This window comes from Micromonospora sp. WMMD975, from assembly GCF_029581215.1.
In the GTDB taxonomy this organism is placed as follows: Bacteria; Actinomycetota; Actinomycetes; order Mycobacteriales; family Micromonosporaceae; genus Micromonospora.
This window is the reverse complement of record NZ_CP120739.1, coordinates 4,341,042-4,360,836: the sequence shown is the minus strand read 5'-3', so window position 1 is coordinate 4,360,836 and position 19,795 is coordinate 4,341,042. Positions and strand designations below refer to the sequence as shown.

Here is a 19,795-nt window from a genome sequence, read left to right as displayed (position 1 = left end):
TCGCATACCGCCGGCGGTTGCCGGGTTGTTGGTGTGGGACGTGTCGGGTTGTGGGTTGGTTGTTTGTTGAGAATTGCACAGTGGACGCGAGCATCTTTGTGGTCAAGTTGTCAAGGGCGAACGGTGGATGCCTTGGCACCAGGAGCCGATGAAGGACGTGGGAGGCCGCGATAGGCCTGGGGGAGCTGTCAACCAAGCTGTGATCCCAGGGTGTCCGAATGGGGGAACCCGGCATCAGTCATGTGATGTCACCCGCACCTGAACACATAGGGTGTGTGGGGGGAACGCGGGGAAGTGAAACATCTCAGTACCCGTAGGAAGAGAAAACAAATAGTGATTCCGTGAGTAGTGGCGAGCGAAAGCGGATTGAGGCTAAACCGGCTGCGTGTGATACCTGTCAGGGGTTGCGTGGTCGGGGTTGTGGGACCCTGCTCAACAGACTGACATCTGTTGGAGGAGTTACAAAGCCAGTGGTTAGTCGAACAGTCTGGAATGGCTGACCGTAGACGGTGATAGTCCGGTAGGTGAAAGCTGCTGGTCTTCTGTGGGTGTTCCCGAGTAGCGGCGGACTCCTGAAATCTGCCGTGAATCTGCCAGGACCACCTGGTAAGCCTAAATACTTCCTGGTGACCGATAGCGGACGAGTACCGTGAGGGAATGGTGAAAAGTACCCCGGGAGGGGAGTGAAATAGTACCTGAAACCGTTCGCCTACAATCCGTCGGAGCCTTACGGGGTGACGGCGTGCCTTTTGAAGAATGAGCCTGCGAGTTAGTGGCATGTGGCGAGGTTAACCCGTGTGGGGGAGCCGTAGCGAAAGCGAGTCTGAATAGGGCGTTTTTTAGTCGCATGCTCTAGACCCGAAGCGGAGTGATCTAGCCATGGGCAGGCTGAAGCGCGGGTAAGACCGCGTGGAGGGCCGAACCCACCAACGTTGAAAAGTTGGGGGATGACCTGTGGTTAGGGGTGAAAGGCCAATCAAACTCCGTGATAGCTGGTTCTCCCCGAAATGCATTTAGGTGCAGCGTCGCGTGTTTCTTGCCGGAGGTAGAGCACTGGATGGTCTAGGGGGCCCACAAGCTTACCGAAATCAGCCAAACTCCGAATGCCGGTAAGTGAGAGCGCGGCAGTGAGACTGCGGGGGATAAGCTTCGTAGTCGAGAGGGAAACAGCCCAGATCACCAGCTAAGGCCCCTAAGCGTGTGCTAAGTGGAAAAGGATGTGGGGTCGCATAGACAACCAGGAGGTTGGCTTAGAAGCAGCCACCCTTTAAAGAGTGCGTAATAGCTCACTGGTCAAGTGGTTCCGCGCCGACAATGTAGCGGGGCTCAAGCACACCGCCGAAGCTGTGGCATTCACATTTCAACCTCGTCTGGTCTTGATATCAGGTGCAGGTGTGTGGATGGGTAGGGGAGCGTCGTGCCGGGGGTGAAGCGACGGGGTGACCTAGTTGTGGACACGGCACGAGTGAGAATGCAGGCATGAGTAGCGAAAGAAGGGTGAGAAACCCTTCCGCCGGATGACCAAGGGTTCCAGGGCCAGGCTAATCCGCCCTGGGTGAGTCGGGACCTAAGGCGAGGCCGAGAGGCGTAGTCGATGGACAACGGGTTGATATTCCCGTACCCGCGAAAGAGCGTCCCTGATGAACCTCGTTGTGCTAACCACCCGAACTGCGTGATGTCTTCGGACGGATTGTGGGGAGCGTGGGAACCTGGCGGGTAGTAGTCAAGCGATGGGGTGACGCAGGAAGGTAGCTGATCCCGGCCGGTGGTTGTGCCGGGGTAAGCGTGTAGGCCGTGTCGTAGGTAAATCCGCGGCGCATGTAGGCTGAGACGTGATGCCGAGCCGATTCAGGTGAAGTCAGTGATCCTATGCTGCCGAGAAAAGCCTCTAGCGAGTTCTGAGCGGCCCGTACCCCAAACCGACACAGGTGGTCAGGTAGAGAATACCGAGGCGATCGGGCGAACTGTGGTTAAGGAACTCGGCAAATTGCCCCCGTAACTTAGGGAGAAGGGGGGCCGGAGACGTGAAGCCCCGCGCGGGTGGAGCGTTGTATGGCCGCAGAGAGCAGGGGGAAGCGACTGTTTACTAAAAACACAGGTCCATGCGAAGAAGTAATTCGATGTATATGGACTGACGCCTGCCCGGTGCTGGAACGTTAAGGGGACCTGTTAGCTCTTCGGGGCGAAGCGGAGAACTTAAGCGCCAGTAAACGGCGGTGGTAACTATAACCATCCTAAGGTAGCGAAATTCCTTGTCGGGTAAGTTCCGACCTGCACGAATGGCGTAACGACTTCCCCACTGTCTCAACCACAGGCCCGGCGAAATTGCATTACGAGTAAAGATGCTCGTTACGCGCGGCAGGACGGAAAGACCCCGGGACCTTTACTATAGCTTGACATTGGTATCTGAATTAGCTTGTGTAGGATAGGTGGGAGCCGGTGAAGTCTATACGCCAGTATAGGTGGAGGCAATCTTGAAATACCACTCTGGTTGATTTGGGTATCTAACTTCGGACCGTTATCCGGTTCAGGGACAGTGTCTGGTGGGTAGTTTAACTGGGGCGGTTGCCTCCTAAAGGGTAACGGAGGCGCCCAAAGGTTCCCTCAGCCTGGTTGGCAATCAGGTGTTGAGTGCAAGTGCACAAGGGAGCTTGACTGTGAGACTGACAGGTCGAGCAGGGACGAAAGTCGGGACTAGTGATCCGGCACTGGCATGTGGAAGCGGTGTCGCTCAACGGATAAAAGGTACCCCGGGGATAACAGGCTGATCTTCCCCAAGAGTCCATATCGACGGGATGGTTTGGCACCTCGATGTCGGCTCGTCGCATCCTGGGGCTGTAGCAGGTCCCAAGGGTTGGGCTGTTCGCCCATTAAAGCGGTACGCGAGCTGGGTTTAGAACGTCGTGAGACAGTTCGGTCCCTATCCGCCGTGCGCGTAGGATACTTGAGAAGGGCTGTCCCTAGTACGAGAGGACCGGGACGGACGAACCTCTGGTGTGCCAGTTGTCCCGCCAGGGGCACGGCTGGTTAGCTACGTTCGGAAGGGATAACCGCTGAAAGCATCTAAGCGGGAAGCTCGCTTCAAGATGAGGTATCCCACCCACTTTGTGGGGTAAGGCCCCCAGCTAGACGACTGGGTTGATAGGCCGGAAATGTAAGCCCGGTAACGGGTTCAGTTGACCGGTACTAATAGGCCGAGGACTTGACTACCAAGCTGCTACGCGTCCACTGTGCAACTCTGAACAAACACCACCCGCCAGGGGTTGGTTGACATGTTCATAGAGTTACGGCGGTCATGGCGGAGGGGAAACGCCCGGTAACATTCCGAACCCGGAAGCTAAGCCCTCCAGCGCCGATGGTACTGCACTCGGGAGGGTGTGGGAGAGTAGGACACCGCCGGACAAACCTTCAGTTCAGGGCCACCCCCACGGGGTGGCCCTGAACTGCGTTTCCGGCCGCTCACGAACGGCGCTGGACGCCCTCGCGGATCTCGCGGAACAGTGTCGCCGCCTCGGTGAGCGGGCGTCCCGGGAGCATGCCCATCGCCACACTGCCGTGATCCGCCCAGCCGCACACCGCGAAGTCGCCGCCGTCGCCGGTCGTCGTGCCGCACTTCATCACGCCACCGAGCCGGCCGGCGTCGACCTCGCGCACGCCGGCCACCTTGCCGGTCTCGTCGGCCATCAGGTCGAAGAGCGTGTCCAGGTCCCGTTCCGGCTGCCAGAGCAGGGTGGTCCCGCCGAACAGCAGCACCGACCGTTTCGCGTCCGCCGGGTCCGCGTAGACCGTACCGATGCTGTGGTCCAGCTCGATGTCGGCGGCGAAGCCGTCGCGCAGGTATTCGGCGGTGCTGCGGGCCCGTTCGCTGTCGTCACGGGTGAGTCCGGCCACGGCGTCCGGTTGGGTGAGCTGGGCGTCCTTCTCCTTCAGAACCCCCCAGCCGGCCAGGCCCAGTGCGCCGGCGCCGGCGACGCCGACCGCCAGCGCGGCGGCCAGCACGATCTTCCGGCGCCGGGAGGTGGGTTTGCGTTCGGGCTCCAGCGCGGGGTCGCGGCGGCTCAGCCGGATCGGCTCGTCGGTCAGCTCGACCGGACCGTTTCCCCCGTCGACCGGCCGCTCGGTGAGATGCGCGTCGGACATGTCCGCCACCGTACGCGAATCACAGGTGGCGCACGTCGGGTCCCGGAAAGCCCTCCGTAGACTTTCAGGGTGACCGAGAGACTGGACGCCCGACGCCCCGACGCCCCGACCCTTGCCGGCCAGTACCAGCCCGGCGAGGTAGAGCAGCGACGGTACGAGCAGTGGGTAGCCGGCGGGCACTTCCGGGCGTCGGCGGACAGTGACAAGCCGCCGTTCACCATCGTCATCCCGCCGCCCAACGTCACCGGCTCGCTGCACATGGGCCACGCGTTCGAGCACACGCTGATGGACGCGCTCACCAGGCGCAAGCGGATGCAGGGCTACGAGGCCCTCTGGCTGCCCGGCATGGACCACGCCGGCATCGCCACCCAGAACCTGGTCGAGCGGCAGCTCGCCGGCGAGGGGTTGTCCCGGCACGACCTCGGCCGGGAGAAGTTCGTCGAGCGGGTGTGGCAGTGGAAGGCCGAGTCCGGCGGCGCGATCCTCGGCCAGATGCGCCGGCTCGGCGACGCGGTCGACTGGGACCGCGAACGCTTCACCATGGACGAGGGCCTCTCCCGGGCCGTGCAGACCATGTTCAAGAAGCTCTTCGACGACGGCTTGATCTACCGCGCCAACCGGATCATCAACTGGTGTCCGCGCTGCCTCACCGCGCTGTCCGACATTGAGGTGGAGCACACCGACGACGAGGGCGAGCTGGTCTCGATCCGCTACGGCGACGAGGTCGTCGTGGCCACCACGCGGGCCGAGACCATGCTCGGTGACACCGCGGTCGCGGTGCACCCGGACGACGAGCGCTACCGGCACCTGATCGGCACCGAGGTGGCGCTTCCGCTCACCGACCGGCGGATCCCGATCGTCGCGGACGAGCACGTCGACCCGGCCTTCGGCACCGGCATGGTCAAGGTGACGCCGGCGCACGATCCGAACGACTTTGAGATCGGCCAGCGGCACGACCTGCCCGCGCTGACGATCATGGACGAGCGCGGCGTCATCACCGCGCCCGGTCCGTTCCAGGGCCTGGACCGGTACGAGGCCCGCCCGGCAATCGTGGCGGCGCTGCGCGAGCAGGGCCGGATCGTGGCCGAGAAACGGCCGTACCTGCACGCGGTGGGGCACTGCTCGCGGTGCAAGACGACTGTCGAGCCGCGGCTGTCGCTCCAGTGGTTCGTCAACACCGCGCCGCTGGCGAAGGCGGCCGGCGACGCGGTGCGCGACGGCCGGGTGAAGATCGAGCCGGCGGAGCTGGCCAAGCGCTACTTCGCCTGGGTCGACAACATGCACGACTGGTGCATCTCCCGCCAGTTGTGGTGGGGCCACCGCATCCCGGTCTGGTACGGCCCGGCCGGCGAGATCGTCTGCGTCGGCCCGGACGAGGCGCCGCCGACCGGCGACGGCTGGCGGCAGGACGAGGACGTGCTCGACACCTGGTTCTCCAGCGGCCTGTGGCCGTTCTCCACCCTCGGTTGGCCGGAGCAGACCCCCGACCTGGCGAAGTTCTATCCGACGAGCGTGCTGGTCACCGGCTACGACATCCTGTTCTTCTGGGTCGCCCGGATGATGATGTTCGGCCTGTACGCGATGGACGGCGTCCAGCCGTTCGACGTGGTGGCGCTGCACGGCATGGTGCGCGACGAGCACGGCAAGAAGATGTCGAAGTCGTTCGGCAACGTGGTCGACCCGCTCGACTGGATCGACCGGTTCGGCGCCGACGCCACCCGGTTCACGCTGGCCCGGGGCGCCAACCCCGGCCAGGACGTGCCGGTCAGCGAGGAGTGGTGCCAGGGCTCCCGCAACTTCTGCAACAAGCTCTGGAACGCCACCCGGTTCGCGCTGCTCAACGGCGCGCACACCGAGGGCCCGCTGCCCGTGGCCGGTGACCTGTCGACGGTCGACAGGTGGATCCTGTCCCGGCTGGCGCACGTCACCGCGGAGGTGGACGAGCAGTTCGAGGCGTACGAGTTCGCGAAGGTCTGTGATCTGCTCTACCACTTCGCCTGGGACGACGTCTGCGACTGGTACGTGGAGTTGAGCAAGCCGGTGCTCGCCGAGGGCGGGCCGGCGGCGGACGCCACCCGGCGGGTGCTGGGCCACGTGCTGGACCAGCTTCTGCGGCTGCTGCATCCGGTGATCCCGTTCGTCACCGACGAGCTGTGGACCGCGCTGACCGGCGCGGAGACGCTGCTGCGGGCGGACTGGCCGGTGGCCGACCGTACCGGAATCGACGACGCCGCGGAGGCGGAGGTCGCCACGTTGCAGCGGGTGGTGACCGAGGTCCGGCGGTTCCGTTCGGACCAGGGGCTACGGCCGACGCAGCGGGTCGCCGCCCGGCTCGACGGCCTGGCCGGCGCGGGCATCGCGGCGCACGAGCCGCTGGTCCGGTCGCTGGCCCGGCTCGACGCGCCCGGCGACGACTTCCAGGCCGCCGCCACGCTCGCCATGCCCGGCGAGGTCAGTGTCGCGCTGGACACCCGCGGCGCGATCGACGTGGCCGCCGAGCGGGCCCGTCTCACCAAGGACCGGGCGGCGGCGGAGAAGGAGGCCACCCAGGCGCGGGCGAAGCTGGACAATCCGGCGTTCGTCGGCAAGGCGCCGGAGCCTGTGGTCGCGAAGATCCGTGAGCGGCTGGCGGTGGCCGAGACGGACCTGGTCCGGATCGACGCCGCGTTGCAGGCGTTGCCCTCATGAGCGCGAGGAGTGAGCCGGGGTTGCGAGCCCCGCAGTCGCGAACAAAGGATGGCTCCGCGTGAGTGACCGTAGCGATCACGCCGCGTTCGCCGAGGTGGAGGCCGCGCTCAATGCGCGCGGCTTCACCCGGATGCGGTTCGAGCTGGAGAAGATCGAGAGTCTGCTGGACCTGCTGGGCAGCCCGCAGCGGGCGTACCCGTCGATCCACCTGACCGGCACCAACGGCAAGACCTCGACGGCCCGGATGATCGACTCGCTGTTGCGGGCGTTCGGGCTGCACACCGGGCGTTACACCAGCCCGCACCTGGAGACCGTGCGGGAGCGGATCAGCCTGGACGGCGAGCCGGTGAGCGAGGAACGGTTCGTGGCGACGTACCGCGAGATCGCGCCCTTGGCCGAGCTGGTCGACCAGCGGGTGGCCGAACCGCTGACGTACTTCGACCTGACCACGGCGCTGGCGTTCGCCACCTTCGCCGACGCCCCGGTCGACGTCGCGGTGGTGGAGGTGGGGCTGGGCGGTGCGGAGGACGCGACGAACGTGATCCAGGCCGGCGTCGCCGTGATCACCCCGATCGGCCTGGACCACACCGAGTGGCTGGGCGACACGATCGAGGACATCGCGCTGCACAAGGCGGGCATCATCCACCCCGGCGCCACCGTGATCGCGGCGGCGCAGGAGGACGAGGCGGCCCGGCCGATCCTGGAACGCTGCGCCGAGGTCAACGCCACCGTCGCCCGGGAGGGCGCCGAGTTCGGGGTGCTGCGCCGGGCGGTCGCCGTCGGCGGCCAGGTGTTGAACATCCAGGGCCTGGGCGGGGTGTACGAGGAGGTCTTCCTCCCGTTGCACGGCGCGCACCAGGCGCAGAACGCGGCCGTGGCGCTGGCCGCGGTGGAGGCGTTCCTGGGCGCCGGCGCGCGGCGGCAGCTCGACATCGAGGCGGTCCGGGAGGGCTTCGCCGCGACCAGCTCCCCGGGCCGGCTGGAGCGGGTACGCAACGCCCCCACGGTGCTGCTCGACGGCGCGCACAACCCGCACGGGATGGCCGCCACGGTCACCGCGTTGCAGGAGGAGTTCGCGTTCAGCAAGCTCGTCGGCGTGCTGGCCGTGCTCGGCGACAAGGACGCCGCAAGCCTGCTCGAACTGCTCGAACCGGTGCTCGACACGGTCGTGGTCGCGGCGAACAGCTCTCCCCGGGCCATGCCCGTCGACGAGCTGGCCGAGCTGGCCCGGGAGGTCTTCGGCCCGGACCGGGTGCAGGTGGCCCGGGACATGCCGGACGCCATCGAGGCGGCCGTGGCCGAGGCCGAGTCCGACGTGCCGGGTGAGCTGGCCGGCGTGGGCGTCCTGATCACCGGTTCGGTGGTGACCGTGGCCGACGCCCGCCGGCTGTTCAAGCGATGACCGGCCCGGAGCCGCGCCCGGACACGCAGCCGGGTCCGGGCGGCGAGGCGGGCCCGGGCGGCGAGCCGGGTCCAGGCGGCGAGGCGGGTCCGGGCGCGGAGCAGCGCCCGGAGCGGCCGGGTGGCGCGGGTCCGGGCGGCGTCCGCCGGTCCGGGCTGCGCAACCCCGACAAGGCGGTACGCGGCCTGGGCGCCGGCACGCTCTCGCTGGAGGCGCTGGTGCTGCTGCTGGCCATCCAGCCGATCCGGGTGGTCGGCGGTGACCTGGGCGGCGCCGCGGTCGGCGCGATCGTCGCGCTGGCGGTGGCCTGCGTGGTGTTGGCCGGGATGATGCGCCGCGGCTGGGCCTGGCACGCCGGGACCGTGGTGCAGGGCCTGCTGCTGCTTTCCGGGCTGCTGCACTGGTCGCTGCTCGTGCTCGGGGTGATCTTCGCGCTGGTGTGGGCGTACGCGTGGCACGTGCGGCGGGTCATCCTCGGCTGAGCGCTGTTTCTCGGTTAAGCGGGGCCCCTTCCTATACCGCAGGCGTTAAGAAGGGGCCCCGCCTTGCATCTCAGGCGTCGGCGAGGGACCGCCACTGGGTGAGCGCGACGCCGTGACCGTCGGGGTCGCGGAAGGCAGCGGCCCACACCTCCAGCTTGGTGCCCCGGTTGACCACGCGCGGGGCGTACGTGAAACGCACGCCGACCTCGCGCAGCCGCTCGTACGCCGCCTGGATGTCGTCGACCTCCAGGTTGACGTGCACCAGCCGGCGGCTGATCGGGGCGGCCCCGGTGACCCGGCGCAGCACCAGCCGGGTCGGCCCGGAACCGAGCACGGCGTTGCCCTCGCCCCGGTCCAGCTCGTCGAAGCCCAGCTCCCGGTAGAAGTCGAGGGACCGGTCCAGGTCGGTGACGAGCAGGGTGATGCCGACGCCGCTGATCGGGCTGGCCAGCTCGTCCGGCTCGGCGGCGCCGGTCGGGCCGAAGATCGCCTCGTCCAGCTCCCGCGGGGTGGGCGGCGCGTCCGGCTCCGGGGTGTCGAGCGGCACGTCGATCGACTCCACCGGCACGGTGTCCGGGGCCTGCTCCTCGGCCGGCGGACGGGGCGACGGCGCGCGTCGGGGGAGCCGGCCGAGCGGGAGCGGCTCGACCAGTTGCCCCTCCAGCACGACCGGGCCGCCGGGGCGCTGCGGGCGCATCACCACCGGCTCACGTTCCTCGGGCCGGGCCGGGACGTCGGCCGGCAGCGGGTCCGGCGCGGGCGGGTAGTCGTCGCGGAAGTCGTCCTCCGGGGCACGTCCGGCCCACGGCGGGGCCTCCTGCCCGATGAGCGTCTCGTCGGGCGGGTCCGCCTCGGCGTACTCGGGGGGCAGGTCGGCGGGCGTGCCGACGCTCTCGGCGTGGGTGGGCACCTCGTCCCAGAGCACCCGGACGTGGCGCTGGTCGTCGAGGGCCACCCGCACGGGCAGCGCCTGGCCGAGCGAGGGCCACTTGGCGACCGGCACCCGAGGCTCGATGATCTTCTTGGATCGGGGCGGCAGCCCCGGGGCGTCGATCACCAGTTGCAGCTCGCAGCGGCCGAACGCGTACTGGCTCGGTGGTTCGGAGGCGCTGTGCACGTGCCCCAGGCCGACCACCCAGGTGCGCCCGCCGCCGCGCACCATGGCCAGGGCGACCGCCAGCACCAGCAACGCGACGCCGAGCGCCACGATCGCCCAACTGGTCATGCCGAGCCCGAACAGGGTCACGAAGGTGGCCACGGTGCCCAGCACCGCGCCGATCAGTTTGCGTACCGGCGCGATGGTGCGGTTCCCGCCATTCGCCACAGTGGACCTCCCAGGGGTTCCAGGGCCAGGCTAGGCCGCCGCGGCGGGCCAGGGAAGATGCAGCCGCCGCGCCGGAGCCGGGACCGGGTCGCTACGCTGACCGTACCCAGCCCAGCCGGTTTGAGCGCACAGGAGGCAACAGCGTGTCCAGCAGCAGCCCGGACGAGCGGACGCTCGTACTGATCAAGCCCGACGCGGTGCGCCGTGGTCTGGTGGGCGAGATCCTGTCCCGGTTCGAGCGCAAGGGCCTGCGGATCGACGCGCTGGTGAACCGGACCATGGACGGCGACTTCGCCGACCAGCACTACGCCGAGCACGTCGACAAACCGTTCTACCCGCCGCTGAAGACGTTCATGACCGGCGGCCCGCTGGTGGCGCTGGTGCTCTCCGGCGACCAGGTGATCGACGTGGTCCGCGGGATGATCGGCAGCACCGACGGCCGTAAGGCCGCCGCCGGCACCATCCGCGGCGACCTGTCCCTGTCGAACCGGGAGAACCTGGTGCACGCCTCCGACTCGGTGGACAGCGCCAAGCGCGAGATCGCCCTCTGGTTCCCCGAGCTGGACTGACGTCCTTCCGACGGCTCCGGTCCCCGCACGGGACCGGGGCCGCCGCGTGCGCTCAGCCGCCGATCCGGGTCAGTTTGTCGGGGTTGCCGACCAGGTAGAGGTCGGTGATCCGGCCGTCGGCGGCGGCGACGCCGAGGGTGTACCGGAGGCCGCCCGGCCAGCTCAGCACCAGCGCGGGCGCACCGTTGAGCTCCACCGGCGTGGCCCGCACCCCGGGGCGGCGGCGCCCGTACACGCCGGCGAAGAAACGGGCGATCCGGTCCGCGCCGTACACCGGGTTGCGGGCCGCGCGGATCCGTCCGCCGCCGTCGGACCAGGCGGTGGCGTCGGCCGCGACCAGGCCGGTCAGCCGGGCCAGGTCGCCGTCGCGGGCGGCGGCGAGGAACGCGTCGAGCAGCCGCCGCTGCTCGGCCGGGCCCGCGGTGAAGCGCCGCCGTTCCCCGGCGAGCCGGGACGCCGCGCGGTGGTGCAGCTGGCGGCAGTCCGCCGCCGACCGGTCCAGGATGTCGCCGATCTCCGCGTACGGCAGGGCGAACGCGGTGTGCAGCACGTACACCGCCCGTTCCGGCGGGGTGAGTCGCTCCAGCAGGTGCAGCAGGGCGGTGGAGACCGACTCCCGCAGCTCGACGGTCTCCAGCGGCCCGAACGGCGACGGGTCGGTGCGGACCGGTTCGGGCAGCCACGGGCCGACGTACGTCTCCCGGGTGGCCTGGCGGGCGCGGAGCCGGTCCAGCGCCAGCCGGGTCACCACCCGGGACAGGTACCGGCGTGGCTCGGCGACCGTCTCCCGGTCGACGTCGAGCCAGCGCAGGTACGCCTCCTGGAGCACGTCCTCGGCGTCGTGCAGGCTGCCCAGCAGCCGGTACGCCAGCCCGAGCAGCATCGGCCGGTGCGCGGTGAGCGCACCGGCCGCCTCCGCCGCGCCGATCGCGGTCACACCTCGCGCGGCGGCTCGGTCCGGCTGCTGATCACGATCCGGTTCCACACGTTGATTGTGGCGATCGCGATGACCAGGTCGGCCAGCTCCCGCTCCGACCAGACCTTCGCGGCGGCGTCCCACACCTCGTCCGGCACGCCGTGCTCACCGAGCCGGGTGACCGCGTCGGTCAGGGCCAGCGCGGTCCGCTCCCGCTCGTCGAAGAACGACGGGGCCTCCCGCCAGGCGGACAGGACGAACAGCCGCCGGTCGTCCTCCCCGTTGGCGAGCGCCGCCCGGGTGTGCATGTCCACGCAGAACGCGCAGCCGTTGAGCATCGACGCCCGCACCTTCACCAGCTCCAGCACGGTGTGGTCCAGGTTGCCCCGGATGTACGTCTCCAGCCCGCGCACCGCCGCGTACGCCTCCGGCGCCACCGCCGCCACGTTGATCCGGCTCACTGTTGCCTCCCTCGTGTCGTCCGTACGTGGGCACGACGGACTCCGGCCCGGCCGGCGTGACGACCCGGCGGTGTGACGGTCGTCATGGCGAGGTCTGGACAGCCGTCGTTGAGGCGCCGGCCACCTCGGTCGGCGTCTCCGGTCATGTCCGGCCGGTAGATCGGGCTGGCGAGATCGTCGAACCGGGGAGGACCCATGACGCACATCGACCGACGTACGCTGCTCGGCGCCGGCCTGGTCGCCGGCGCGGGAGCCGCCGGCGGCGCGCTTCTCGGCGCGCCCGGCGCGTTCGCCGCCCCCGGATGGCGGCGCAGCGGCCGGCCGCTGCTCACCCACGGCGTGCAGAGCGGCGACGTGACAGCCGACTCGGCGCTGGTCTGGACCCGGGCGGACCGGCCCGGCCGGATGCTGGTCGAGGTGGGTCGCCGGCCCGACCTGCGCGGCGCGCGGCTGGTGCGCGGCCCGGTGGTCGACCCGACCGGCGACTTCACCGGCAGGGTCCGGCTGCGCGGCCTGCCGTCCGGCGAGCGGCTGCACTACCGGGTACGGGTGGAGAGCCTCGACCGGCACGGGGTGGACAGCGCGCCGCTGACCGGTTCGTTCACCACCGCGCCGGTTCGGCACCAGCGGCGGGACGTGCGGTTCGTCTGGACCGGCGACATCGTCGGGCAGGGCTGGGGGATCAGCCCGGACTTCGACGGCCTGGCCATCTTCCGGGCCATGCGCGAGCGCCGCCCGGACTTCTTCCTGTGCAGTGGCGACACCGTGTACGCGGACGGCCCGCTGACCGAGCGGGTCACGCTGCCCGACGGCCGGGCCTGGCGCAACCTGGTGACCGCGGAAAAGAGCAAGGTCGCCGAGACGCTTGCCGAGTATCGGGGGCAGTTCGCGTACAACCTGCTCGACGAGCACCTGCGGGCCTTCGCCGCGCGGGTGCCGCAGATCAACCAGTGGGACGACCACGAGGTGCTGAACAACTGGTACCCGGGGGAGATCCTGGTCGACGACCGCTACACCGAGAAGCGGGTGGACGTGCTGGCGGCCCGGGCCCGGCAGGCGTTCCACGAGTGGCTGCCGGTGCCGGACGGCGGACCGCTGTACCGCCGGCTGTCGTACGGGCCGCTGCTCGACGTCTTCGTGCTCGACATGCGGACCTACAAGGACCCGAACGACGGCAACACGTACGCCGACCCGGCGCGCGGCCTGCTCGGCCGGGCGCAGCGGGATTGGCTGGTCCGGGAGCTGAAGGCGTCCCGGGCCACCTGGAAGGTGATCGCCAACGACCTGCCGATCGGCGTGGTGGTGCCGGACGGTCCGGGCGCCCAGGAGGGCGTGGCGCAGGGCGACTCGGGCGTGCCGGCCGGCCGCGAGCTGGAGTTCGCCGAGGTGCTGCGCTCGGCGCACCGGGCCGGCGTGACAGGCCTGGTCTTCCTCACCGCCGACGTGCACTACACGGCCGCCCACCACTACGACCCGGCGCGCGCCGCGGTGGGGGACTTCAGCCCGTTCTGGGAGTTCGTCTCCGGCCCGGCGCACGCCGGCGCGTTCGGGCCGAACGCGCTCGACGGCACGTTCGGCCCGCGGGCCGTCTTCGTGCACGCGCCGCCGGTCGCGAACACCTCCCCGGCCGAGGGCTTCCAGCACTTCGGCGAGGTGGAGATCGACGCCGAGACGGCGGCTCTCACGGTGCACCTCCGCGACCGCACCGGCGCGTCCCTCTGGACCACCACGCTCCCGGCGCCCACCCGCCGCTGAGGTGTTAAGCGGGGCCCCTTCCTCTACCGAATGCGTTAAGAAGGGGCCCCTCCTTACTCGGAGGCGGAGCGGGTGAGGGAGCGGGTAGGCTTGGGCGCACAGGCGACGACCCGGCCATCACCGGCGAGCCTCCGGAAGAACAGCCGGGCAACCGGCCCAGTAGAACCGGACGGGACGGCCCGTCACAGCCGACCAATGAGCGGGCGGCCGCACCTTGACCGCCAAGCGGGGTGGTACCGCGGGCCAGCCCGGGGGCGTCGCACGGCGTACCCGGAGAGGTTCGTCCTCGCAGACCCACCGACGAGTGAGCTGCGCGAGGAGAGCGACCCCCGATGGCCTATCCGTTGCACGACCCGAGCGGCGCCGGCGTCCCGGCGAGCCCGGACCTCCCCGCGGTCGAGCGCCGGGTGCTGGAGCACTGGACCGCCGACAAGACCTTCGAGGCCAGCGTCGAGGCCCGTCCGGCCGGCGACGACGGCAAGAACGAGTACGTCTTCTACGACGGCCCGCCGTTCGCCAACGGCCTGCCGCACTACGGCCACCTCTTCACCGGGTACGTGAAGGACGTGGTGCCGCGCTACCAGACCATGCGCGGGCGGCACGTGGAGCGCCGGTTCGGCTGGGACTGTCACGGCCTGCCGGCGGAGGTGGTGGCCGAGAAGCAGCTCGGCATCACCACCAAGGCGGAGATCCTCGACCTCGGCGTGGCCCGGTTCAACGACGCCTGCCGGGCCAGCGTGCTGGAGTTCACCCAGGACTGGGAGCGGTACGTCACCCGGCAGGCCCGCTGGGTCGACTTCGACAACGACTACAAGACGCTCGACCTGGACTACATGGAAAGCGTCATGTGGGCCTTCAAGACCCTGCACGACAAGGGTCTGGTCTACGAGGGCTTCCGGGTGCTGGCGTACTGCTGGCGGTGCGAGACCCCACTGTCGAACACCGAGACCCGGATGGACGACGTCTACCGGGACCGGCACGACCCGACGCTCACGGTGTGGTTCGAGCTGACCGCCGACGAGACCGCCCCGGAACTCGTCCGGGGCCCGGTGAAGCTGGGCGTCTGGACCACCACCCCGTGGACGCTGCCGTCGAACCTGGCACTCGCTGTCGGCCCGGACATCCGGTACGCGGTGCTGGAGCGCGACGGGCAGCGGTTCGTGGTCGGGGAGTCCCGCCTCGGCGCGTACGCCAAGGAGCTGGAGGGGTACGAGCAGGTCGGCTGGGTGACCGGCAAGGCCCTCGTCGGGCGTCGCTACACCCCGCTCTACGACTTCCTGGTCGAACCGGCCGGGCCGAACGCCTACCAGGTGCTCGGCGCGGAGTTCGTCACCACCGAGGACGGCACCGGGATCGTGCACCTGGCGCCCGCGTTCGGCGAGGACGACCAGAACACCTGCAACGCGGCCGGCATCCCGACCGTGGTCACGGTGGACGACCACACCCGGTTCACCGCGCTCGTCCCGCCGTACCAGGGCGAGCAGGTCTTCGACGTGAACAAGCCGGTGATCCGGGAGCTGAAGGAGCGGGGGGTGGTGCTGCGGCAGGACGTCTACACCCACTCGTACCCGCACTGCTGGCGCTGCGACACCCCGCTGGTCTACAAGGCGGTGTCGTCGTGGTTCGTCGCGGTGACGCGGTTCCGGGACCGGATGGTCGAGCTGAACCAGCAGATCAACTGGACGCCGGGGCACATCAAGGACGGCTCGTTCGGCAAGTGGCTCGCCAACGCCCGGGACTGGTCGATCAGCCGGAACCGGTTCTGGGGCTCGCCGATCCCGGTGTGGCGCTCGGACGATCCGACCTATCCGCGCGTCGACGTGTACGGATCGCTCGACGAGATCGAGCGCGACTTCGGCGTACGCCTGACCGACCTGCACCGGCCGGCGGTGGACGACCTGGTCCGCCCCAACCCGGACGACCCGACGGGCCAGGCGATGATGCGCCGGGTGCCGGAGGTGCTGGACTGCTGGTTCGAGTCCGGCTCGATGCCGTTCGCCCAGGTGCACTACCCGTTCGAGAACCGCGACTGGTTCGAGCACCACTACCCGGGTGACTTCATCGTCGAGTACATCGGGCAGACCCGCGGCTGGTTCTACACCATGCACGTGCTGGCCACCGCGCTGTTCGACCGGCCGGCGTTCCGCAACTGCCTCAGCCACGGCATCCTGCTCGGCTCGGACGGGCGCAAGATGTCCAAGAGCCTGAAGAACTATCCGGACGTCTACCACGTGTTCGACTCCTACGGGTCGGACGCGATGCGGTGGATGCTGATGTCGTCGCCGGTGCTGCGCGGCGGGGACATGGCGGTCACCGAGACGCTGATCCGGGACGCGGTGCGCCAGGTGCTGCTGCCGCTGTGGAACGTGTGGTACTTCTTCACGCTCTACGCCAACGCGGACGACCACACCGCGCGTCGGCGCACCGACTCGACGAACGTGCTCGACCGGTACGTGCTGGCCAAGACGAACGAGCTGGTGGCGACCGTCGGCGCGCAGATGGACGCCTACGACATCTCCGGCGCGTGCGCGACCGTCCGGTCCTACCTGGACGCGCTGACCAACTGGTACGTGCGTCGCTCGCGGGACCGGTTCTGGGCCGGCGACGCGGACGCGTTCGACACGCTCTGGACCGTGCTGGAGACGCTCTGCCGGGTGGTGGCGCCGCTGGCGCCGCTGACCGTCGAGGAGATCTGGCGCGGCCTGACCGGCGAGCGGTCGGTGCACCTGACCGACTGGCCGTCGGCCGACGAGTTCCCGGCCGACCACGAGCTGGTCTCCGCGATGGACAACGTCCGGGCGGTCGCCTCGGCCGCGCTGTCGCTGCGCAAGGCGAAGGGCCTGCGGGTCCGGCTGCCGCTGGCGACGCTGACCGTGGCGTCGCCGGTCGCCGACCAGCTCCGGCCCTTCGCCGACCTGGTCGCCGACGAGGTCAACGTGAAGGAGGTCGTGCTCACCGGCGAGGTGGCGGCGTACTGCCAGCAGGTGCTGACCGTGGTGCCGCGGGCGCTCGGCCCGCGCGTCGGCAAGAAGGTCCAGCAGGTGATCAAGGCGGTCAAGGCGGGGGAGTGGGAGCTGCGCGACGGCGCCCCGGTCGCCGCCGGGGTCACCCTGGCCGAGGGCGAGTACGAGCTGCGCCTGGTCGCCGCCGACGCGGAGCACTCCGCGCCGCTGCCCGGTGGTGAGGGCGTGGTGGTGCTGGACACCGAGGTCACGCCGGAACTGGCCGCCGAGGGGCTGGCCCGGGACGTGGTCCGGGTGGTCCAGCAGGCCCGCCGCGACGCCGACCTGGACATCTCCGACCGGATCACGGCGACGGTCTCCGCGTCCGAGGAGGTGCGCGCGGCGGTGGCCGCGTTCCGCGACTTCGTGGCGCGGGAGGTGCTGGCCGAGAGCGTCGACGTCGCTTCCGGCTCCGCCGACCTCGACGGCTTCGCTGGCGAGGTCGGCGACGGCGAGCGGGTGGTGGTCACCGTCCGCCGGGTGTAAGGAGGGGCCCCTGCTTAACGCTTTCGGTATAGGAGGGGCCCCCGCTTAACCGGGCGCACCGAGCGGGTGGACTGCGGGCCACCCGCTCGGCCGAGGGTGACGGCGTCGGCTACCGTGACAGCGCCTGTTTCGCGTACGACCGCCGGAGGACCCGTGCCCCTGCTCTACACCATCGGCAAGCTCACCGTGGCGCCCGCGCTCCGGTTGGCCTTCCGGCCGCACGCGGAGGGGTTGGAGCACATCCCGGCGACCGGCGGCGCGATCTTCGCGGGCAACCACCTCTCCGTCGCCGACGAACTGCTGCTCGGCACCGTGGTGCCCCGGCACCTGGCGTTCTGGGCCAAGTCGGAATACTTCAGCGGCACCGGGCTCAAGGGCGGCTTCTCCAAGTTCGTCCTCACCGGGCTGGGCGCGATCCCGGTCGAGCGGGGCGGCGGGCGGGCGGCGCTCTCCGCGTTCGACGCCGCGATCCCGGTGCTCCAGGCCGGTGACCTGGTCGCCGTCTACCCGGAGGGCACCCGCTCCCCGGACGGCCGGCTCTACCGCGGTCGCACCGGCGCGACCCGGCTGGCGGTGGCCGCCGGGGTGCCGATCATCCCGGTCGGCGTGACCGGCACCGACAAGGCCCAGCCGATCGGGACCCGGGTGCCCCGCCCCGGCCGCGCCAAGATCACCATCAAGTTCGGCAAGCCGATCGACTTCACCGGCCGACCCGACGACCGCGCGTCGCTGCGGACCATGACCGACGAGCTGATGGCCGAGATCCAGAAGCTCACCGGCCAGGAGTACGTGCCGCGCTACGCACCGAAGCGCAGCGAGCAGCCGCCGGCCTGACCCGCCCGGTCAGGACTGCTTCGGGACCACCACCTGCTGGCGCAGGTCGTTCAGCAGCCGGCCGCTGTCATCCACGGACAGCCGGGTGAACACACCTGTGGTCAGGCTGCCGTGGTCCACCGAGGTGCACACCACCACCGTGTCCCCGTCCGCCCGGCCGACCGCGCAGCGCTCGTAACGGCCCCGGACACCGGTGTCCACGGTCACCGAGGGTTGCAGCTCGTAGTCGCCGGCCAGGCGCTTCAGCTCGGCCTCGGCGTCGGACTCCGGGCTGAACCGCAGGCCGGTGCTGCCGAAGAGGGTCACCCGCTTGCCGTCGTTCGTGGCGTAGATGCCGGCGAACGTGTCCTCGGCGAGCAGGTGCGCCTGGCGTACCTGGCCCTTCAGCTTCTCGGCGTCGGCCTGGCTGCGTTCGTCCTGACGCAGCCGCATCGAGTCGAGCTGGTCGGGGAGGCTGGCGCTGGCCGGATACTGGCTGGACAGCGGCTGGACCCACCAGAGCGGGACGCCGCAGCAGCACGCCACGGTGAGCAGCAGCACCCAGGGCCAGCGGCGTCGTCGGCGTACCGGCACCGGCACGTACCCCTTGGGGGCCTGCCACCCGGGCGGCGGCGCGGCCGGCGGCGCGGTCTTCCCCCGGCGCTGCTTCGGCGGCCGGGCCGGCTGGGGCGGCCGGGACGGGACGACCGGGCCCGGCGGCGGGGTGTGCGCCGGCGGTGACACCGGCCGGGCGGCCGGCAGACCCGGGTACGGCGGGTGGCGCGCGGGCGGTGCTGCCGGCGGACCCGGGTACGGCGGGGTGTGCGCGGGCGGCGACACCGGGTGGGCCGGATGCGGCGCCGGTGGGGCCGGCACCGGCCAGGGCATGGTGTACGGCGTCGTCGCCGGCAGCTCCGGCAGCTCGGCGGAGGGAAGGTTCCACCCGGTGGTGTCCACCCCGGCCCACGGGTCGACCGGGGTGGCGTGCTCGGGCGAGTCGATCGGCGGCACCGGCGTGGGCTCGGCGGACTCGCCCCAGCCGCGGCGGCGTGCCGGCGGGGGCGGGACCGGGGCGGAGCCGCTCCACCTGGGTACCTGCGGTTCCACGCGGGTGGGCGATGGGCCGTCCTCGACCCGGGTGGGCGGTGGCGCGTCCTCGACGCGGGTGGGGTCGACGACGGGCGGAGCCGGTGCGACGGGGGCGGGCACGCTCGCGGAGCCACGGGCACGACCCGCCCGGCCGGCCGGCTCGGTTCCGGGGCCGTCGGTCGTCGCAGCGCCGGTCGTCGCCGCAGCCGTCTCCGCCGTCGCTGGCTGCCCGGGCTCGTCGGCGTCCTTCGTCGCGGTCGGCGCGCCCTCCGTCGTCGGCGGCGCGTCGGGTGCCGACGGCGCGGCGGTCGCTGGCGGCGCGTCCGTCGTCGACGGCCCGTCGGCTGCCGGCGGCGCGTCGGTCGCTGGCAGCGCGTCGGGTGCCGACGGCGCGGTGGCGTCCTCGGCGTCGGCCGGTGTCGGTACGGCGGTCGGCGGCTCGGTGACGGTCGGCTCCTCAGCCCCGTCGGCCGGCCGGCCCGCCCCCGGCTGCGGCTGCGGCATCGCGGCAATCTCCTCTCGCGCCCGTTGCGAGGTTAGTACCGCCCCGCCACCCAGCACGAATTCCGCCCCGCCCCGGCCTCCTGCTCGGGCGATCAGGAGTTCGGAGCGTCGGACAGCGCGCAACTCCGTGATCAACGCGGCGGACGCGGTCGCGGCCGTGGGCG

General features: G+C 70.3%; 12 protein-coding genes and 2 rRNA genes. 9 read left to right on the top strand and 5 right to left on the bottom strand.

Features of this window, described 5'->3' with window-relative positions; all coding sequences use genetic code 11:
* The first annotated feature begins 100 nt into the window (after positions 1–100).
* Both O7613_RS18995 and rrf read left to right on the top strand, forming a co-directional pair.
* Positions 101–3,210: ribosomal RNA gene (locus tag O7613_RS18995) — 23S ribosomal RNA — on the top strand.
* A gap of 75 nt (positions 3,211–3,285) precedes the next feature.
* Positions 3,286–3,402 (top strand): 5S ribosomal RNA (rrf, locus tag O7613_RS18990).
* 57 nt (positions 3,403–3,459) lie between these two features.
* Here rrf and O7613_RS18985 read toward each other — a convergent pair.
* On the bottom strand, positions 3,460–4,140 hold the full coding sequence (locus tag O7613_RS18985) for a hypothetical protein (RefSeq protein ID WP_281587078.1): 681 nt from the start codon (positions 4,138–4,140) through the stop codon (positions 3,460–3,462).
* Between the two features lie 69 nt (positions 4,141–4,209).
* Between O7613_RS18985 and O7613_RS18980 the strand changes: the two genes are divergently transcribed.
* The 3 genes from O7613_RS18980 (at position 4,210) to O7613_RS18970 (ending at position 8,712) form a co-directional block, all read left to right on the top strand.
* Positions 4,210–6,828 carry a valine--tRNA ligase gene (locus tag O7613_RS18980; RefSeq protein ID WP_282289481.1) on the top strand — a complete coding sequence of 873 codons (2,619 nt, stop codon included), beginning with the start codon at positions 4,210–4,212 and terminating at the stop codon, positions 6,826–6,828.
* Between the two features lie 130 nt (positions 6,829–6,958).
* The gene (locus tag O7613_RS18975; RefSeq protein ID WP_282294575.1) at positions 6,959–8,230 is read left to right on the top strand and encodes a folylpolyglutamate synthase/dihydrofolate synthase family protein; all 1,272 of its coding nucleotides are present in this window, start codon (positions 6,959–6,961) and stop codon (positions 8,228–8,230) included.
* The gene (locus O7613_RS18970; protein WP_282289480.1) at positions 8,227–8,712 is read left to right on the top strand and encodes a DUF4233 domain-containing protein; all 486 of its coding nucleotides are present in this window, start codon (positions 8,227–8,229) and stop codon (positions 8,710–8,712) included. The genes O7613_RS18975 and O7613_RS18970 overlap by 4 nt, the downstream gene beginning before the upstream one ends.
* Before the next feature lie 70 nt (positions 8,713–8,782).
* On the opposite strand, the gene O7613_RS18965 is transcribed toward O7613_RS18970, so the two are convergent.
* Complete coding sequence (locus O7613_RS18965) at positions 8,783–10,036, bottom strand: VOC family protein (RefSeq protein WP_282289479.1); 1,254 nt, start codon at positions 10,034–10,036, stop codon at positions 8,783–8,785.
* A 143-nt stretch (positions 10,037–10,179) separates the two neighbouring features.
* On the opposite strand from O7613_RS18965, the gene ndk reads away from it, so the two are divergent.
* Positions 10,180–10,605, top strand: coding sequence for a nucleoside-diphosphate kinase (gene ndk / locus O7613_RS18960; RefSeq protein WP_281587082.1), 426 nt, complete (start codon positions 10,180–10,182; stop codon positions 10,603–10,605).
* A 52-nt stretch (positions 10,606–10,657) separates the two neighbouring features.
* Here ndk and sigJ read toward each other — a convergent pair whose 3' ends face one another.
* Both sigJ and O7613_RS18950 read right to left on the bottom strand, forming a co-directional pair.
* Complete coding sequence (gene sigJ, locus O7613_RS18955) at positions 10,658–11,590, bottom strand: RNA polymerase sigma factor SigJ (protein WP_282289478.1); 933 nt, start codon at positions 11,588–11,590, stop codon at positions 10,658–10,660.
* Positions 11,539–11,982 (bottom strand): carboxymuconolactone decarboxylase family protein, encoded by a 444-nt coding sequence (locus tag O7613_RS18950; protein ID WP_282289477.1) that lies wholly within the window; start codon positions 11,980–11,982, stop codon positions 11,539–11,541. The genes sigJ and O7613_RS18950 overlap by 52 nt, the downstream gene beginning before the upstream one ends.
* 195 nt (positions 11,983–12,177) lie before the next feature.
* Between O7613_RS18950 and O7613_RS18945 the strand changes: the two genes are divergently transcribed.
* From O7613_RS18945 to O7613_RS18935, 3 genes are all read left to right on the top strand, one after another.
* Positions 12,178–13,737, top strand: coding sequence for an alkaline phosphatase D family protein (locus O7613_RS18945; protein ID WP_282289476.1), 1,560 nt, complete (start codon positions 12,178–12,180; stop codon positions 13,735–13,737).
* Between the two features lie 332 nt (positions 13,738–14,069).
* A complete protein-coding gene (gene ileS / locus O7613_RS18940) occupies positions 14,070–17,225 on the top strand; it encodes an isoleucine--tRNA ligase (protein ID WP_282289475.1) in 3,156 nt (1,051 codons plus the stop codon).
* A 153-nt stretch (positions 17,226–17,378) separates the two neighbouring features.
* Positions 17,379–18,059, top strand: a complete 681-nt coding sequence (locus tag O7613_RS18935; protein ID WP_281587087.1) for a lysophospholipid acyltransferase family protein — start codon at positions 17,379–17,381, stop codon at positions 18,057–18,059.
* A 9-nt stretch (positions 18,060–18,068) separates the two neighbouring features.
* Here O7613_RS18935 and O7613_RS18930 read toward each other — a convergent pair whose 3' ends face one another.
* On the bottom strand, positions 18,069–19,631 hold the full coding sequence (locus tag O7613_RS18930; protein WP_281587088.1) for a hypothetical protein: 1,563 nt from the start codon (positions 19,629–19,631) through the stop codon (positions 18,069–18,071).
* Between the last annotated feature and the right edge of the window lie 164 nt (positions 19,632–19,795).

Coding starts and splice junctions, on each gene's coding strand:
- O7613_RS18930 (WP_281587088.1), bottom strand. CDS start 19,631: ATGCCGCAGCCGCAGCCGGGGGCGGGCCGGCCGGCCGACGGGGCTGAG.
- O7613_RS18985 (WP_281587078.1), bottom strand. CDS start 4,140: ATGTCCGACGCGCATCTCACCGAGCGGCCGGTCGACGGGGGAAACGGT.
- O7613_RS18945 (WP_282289476.1), top strand. CDS start 12,178: ATGACGCACATCGACCGACGTACGCTGCTCGGCGCCGGCCTGGTCGCC.
- O7613_RS18975 (WP_282294575.1), top strand. CDS start 6,959: ATGCGGTTCGAGCTGGAGAAGATCGAGAGTCTGCTGGACCTGCTGGGC.
- ileS (WP_282289475.1), top strand. CDS start 14,070: ATGGCCTATCCGTTGCACGACCCGAGCGGCGCCGGCGTCCCGGCGAGC.
- O7613_RS18970 (WP_282289480.1), top strand. CDS start 8,227: ATGACCGGCCCGGAGCCGCGCCCGGACACGCAGCCGGGTCCGGGCGGC.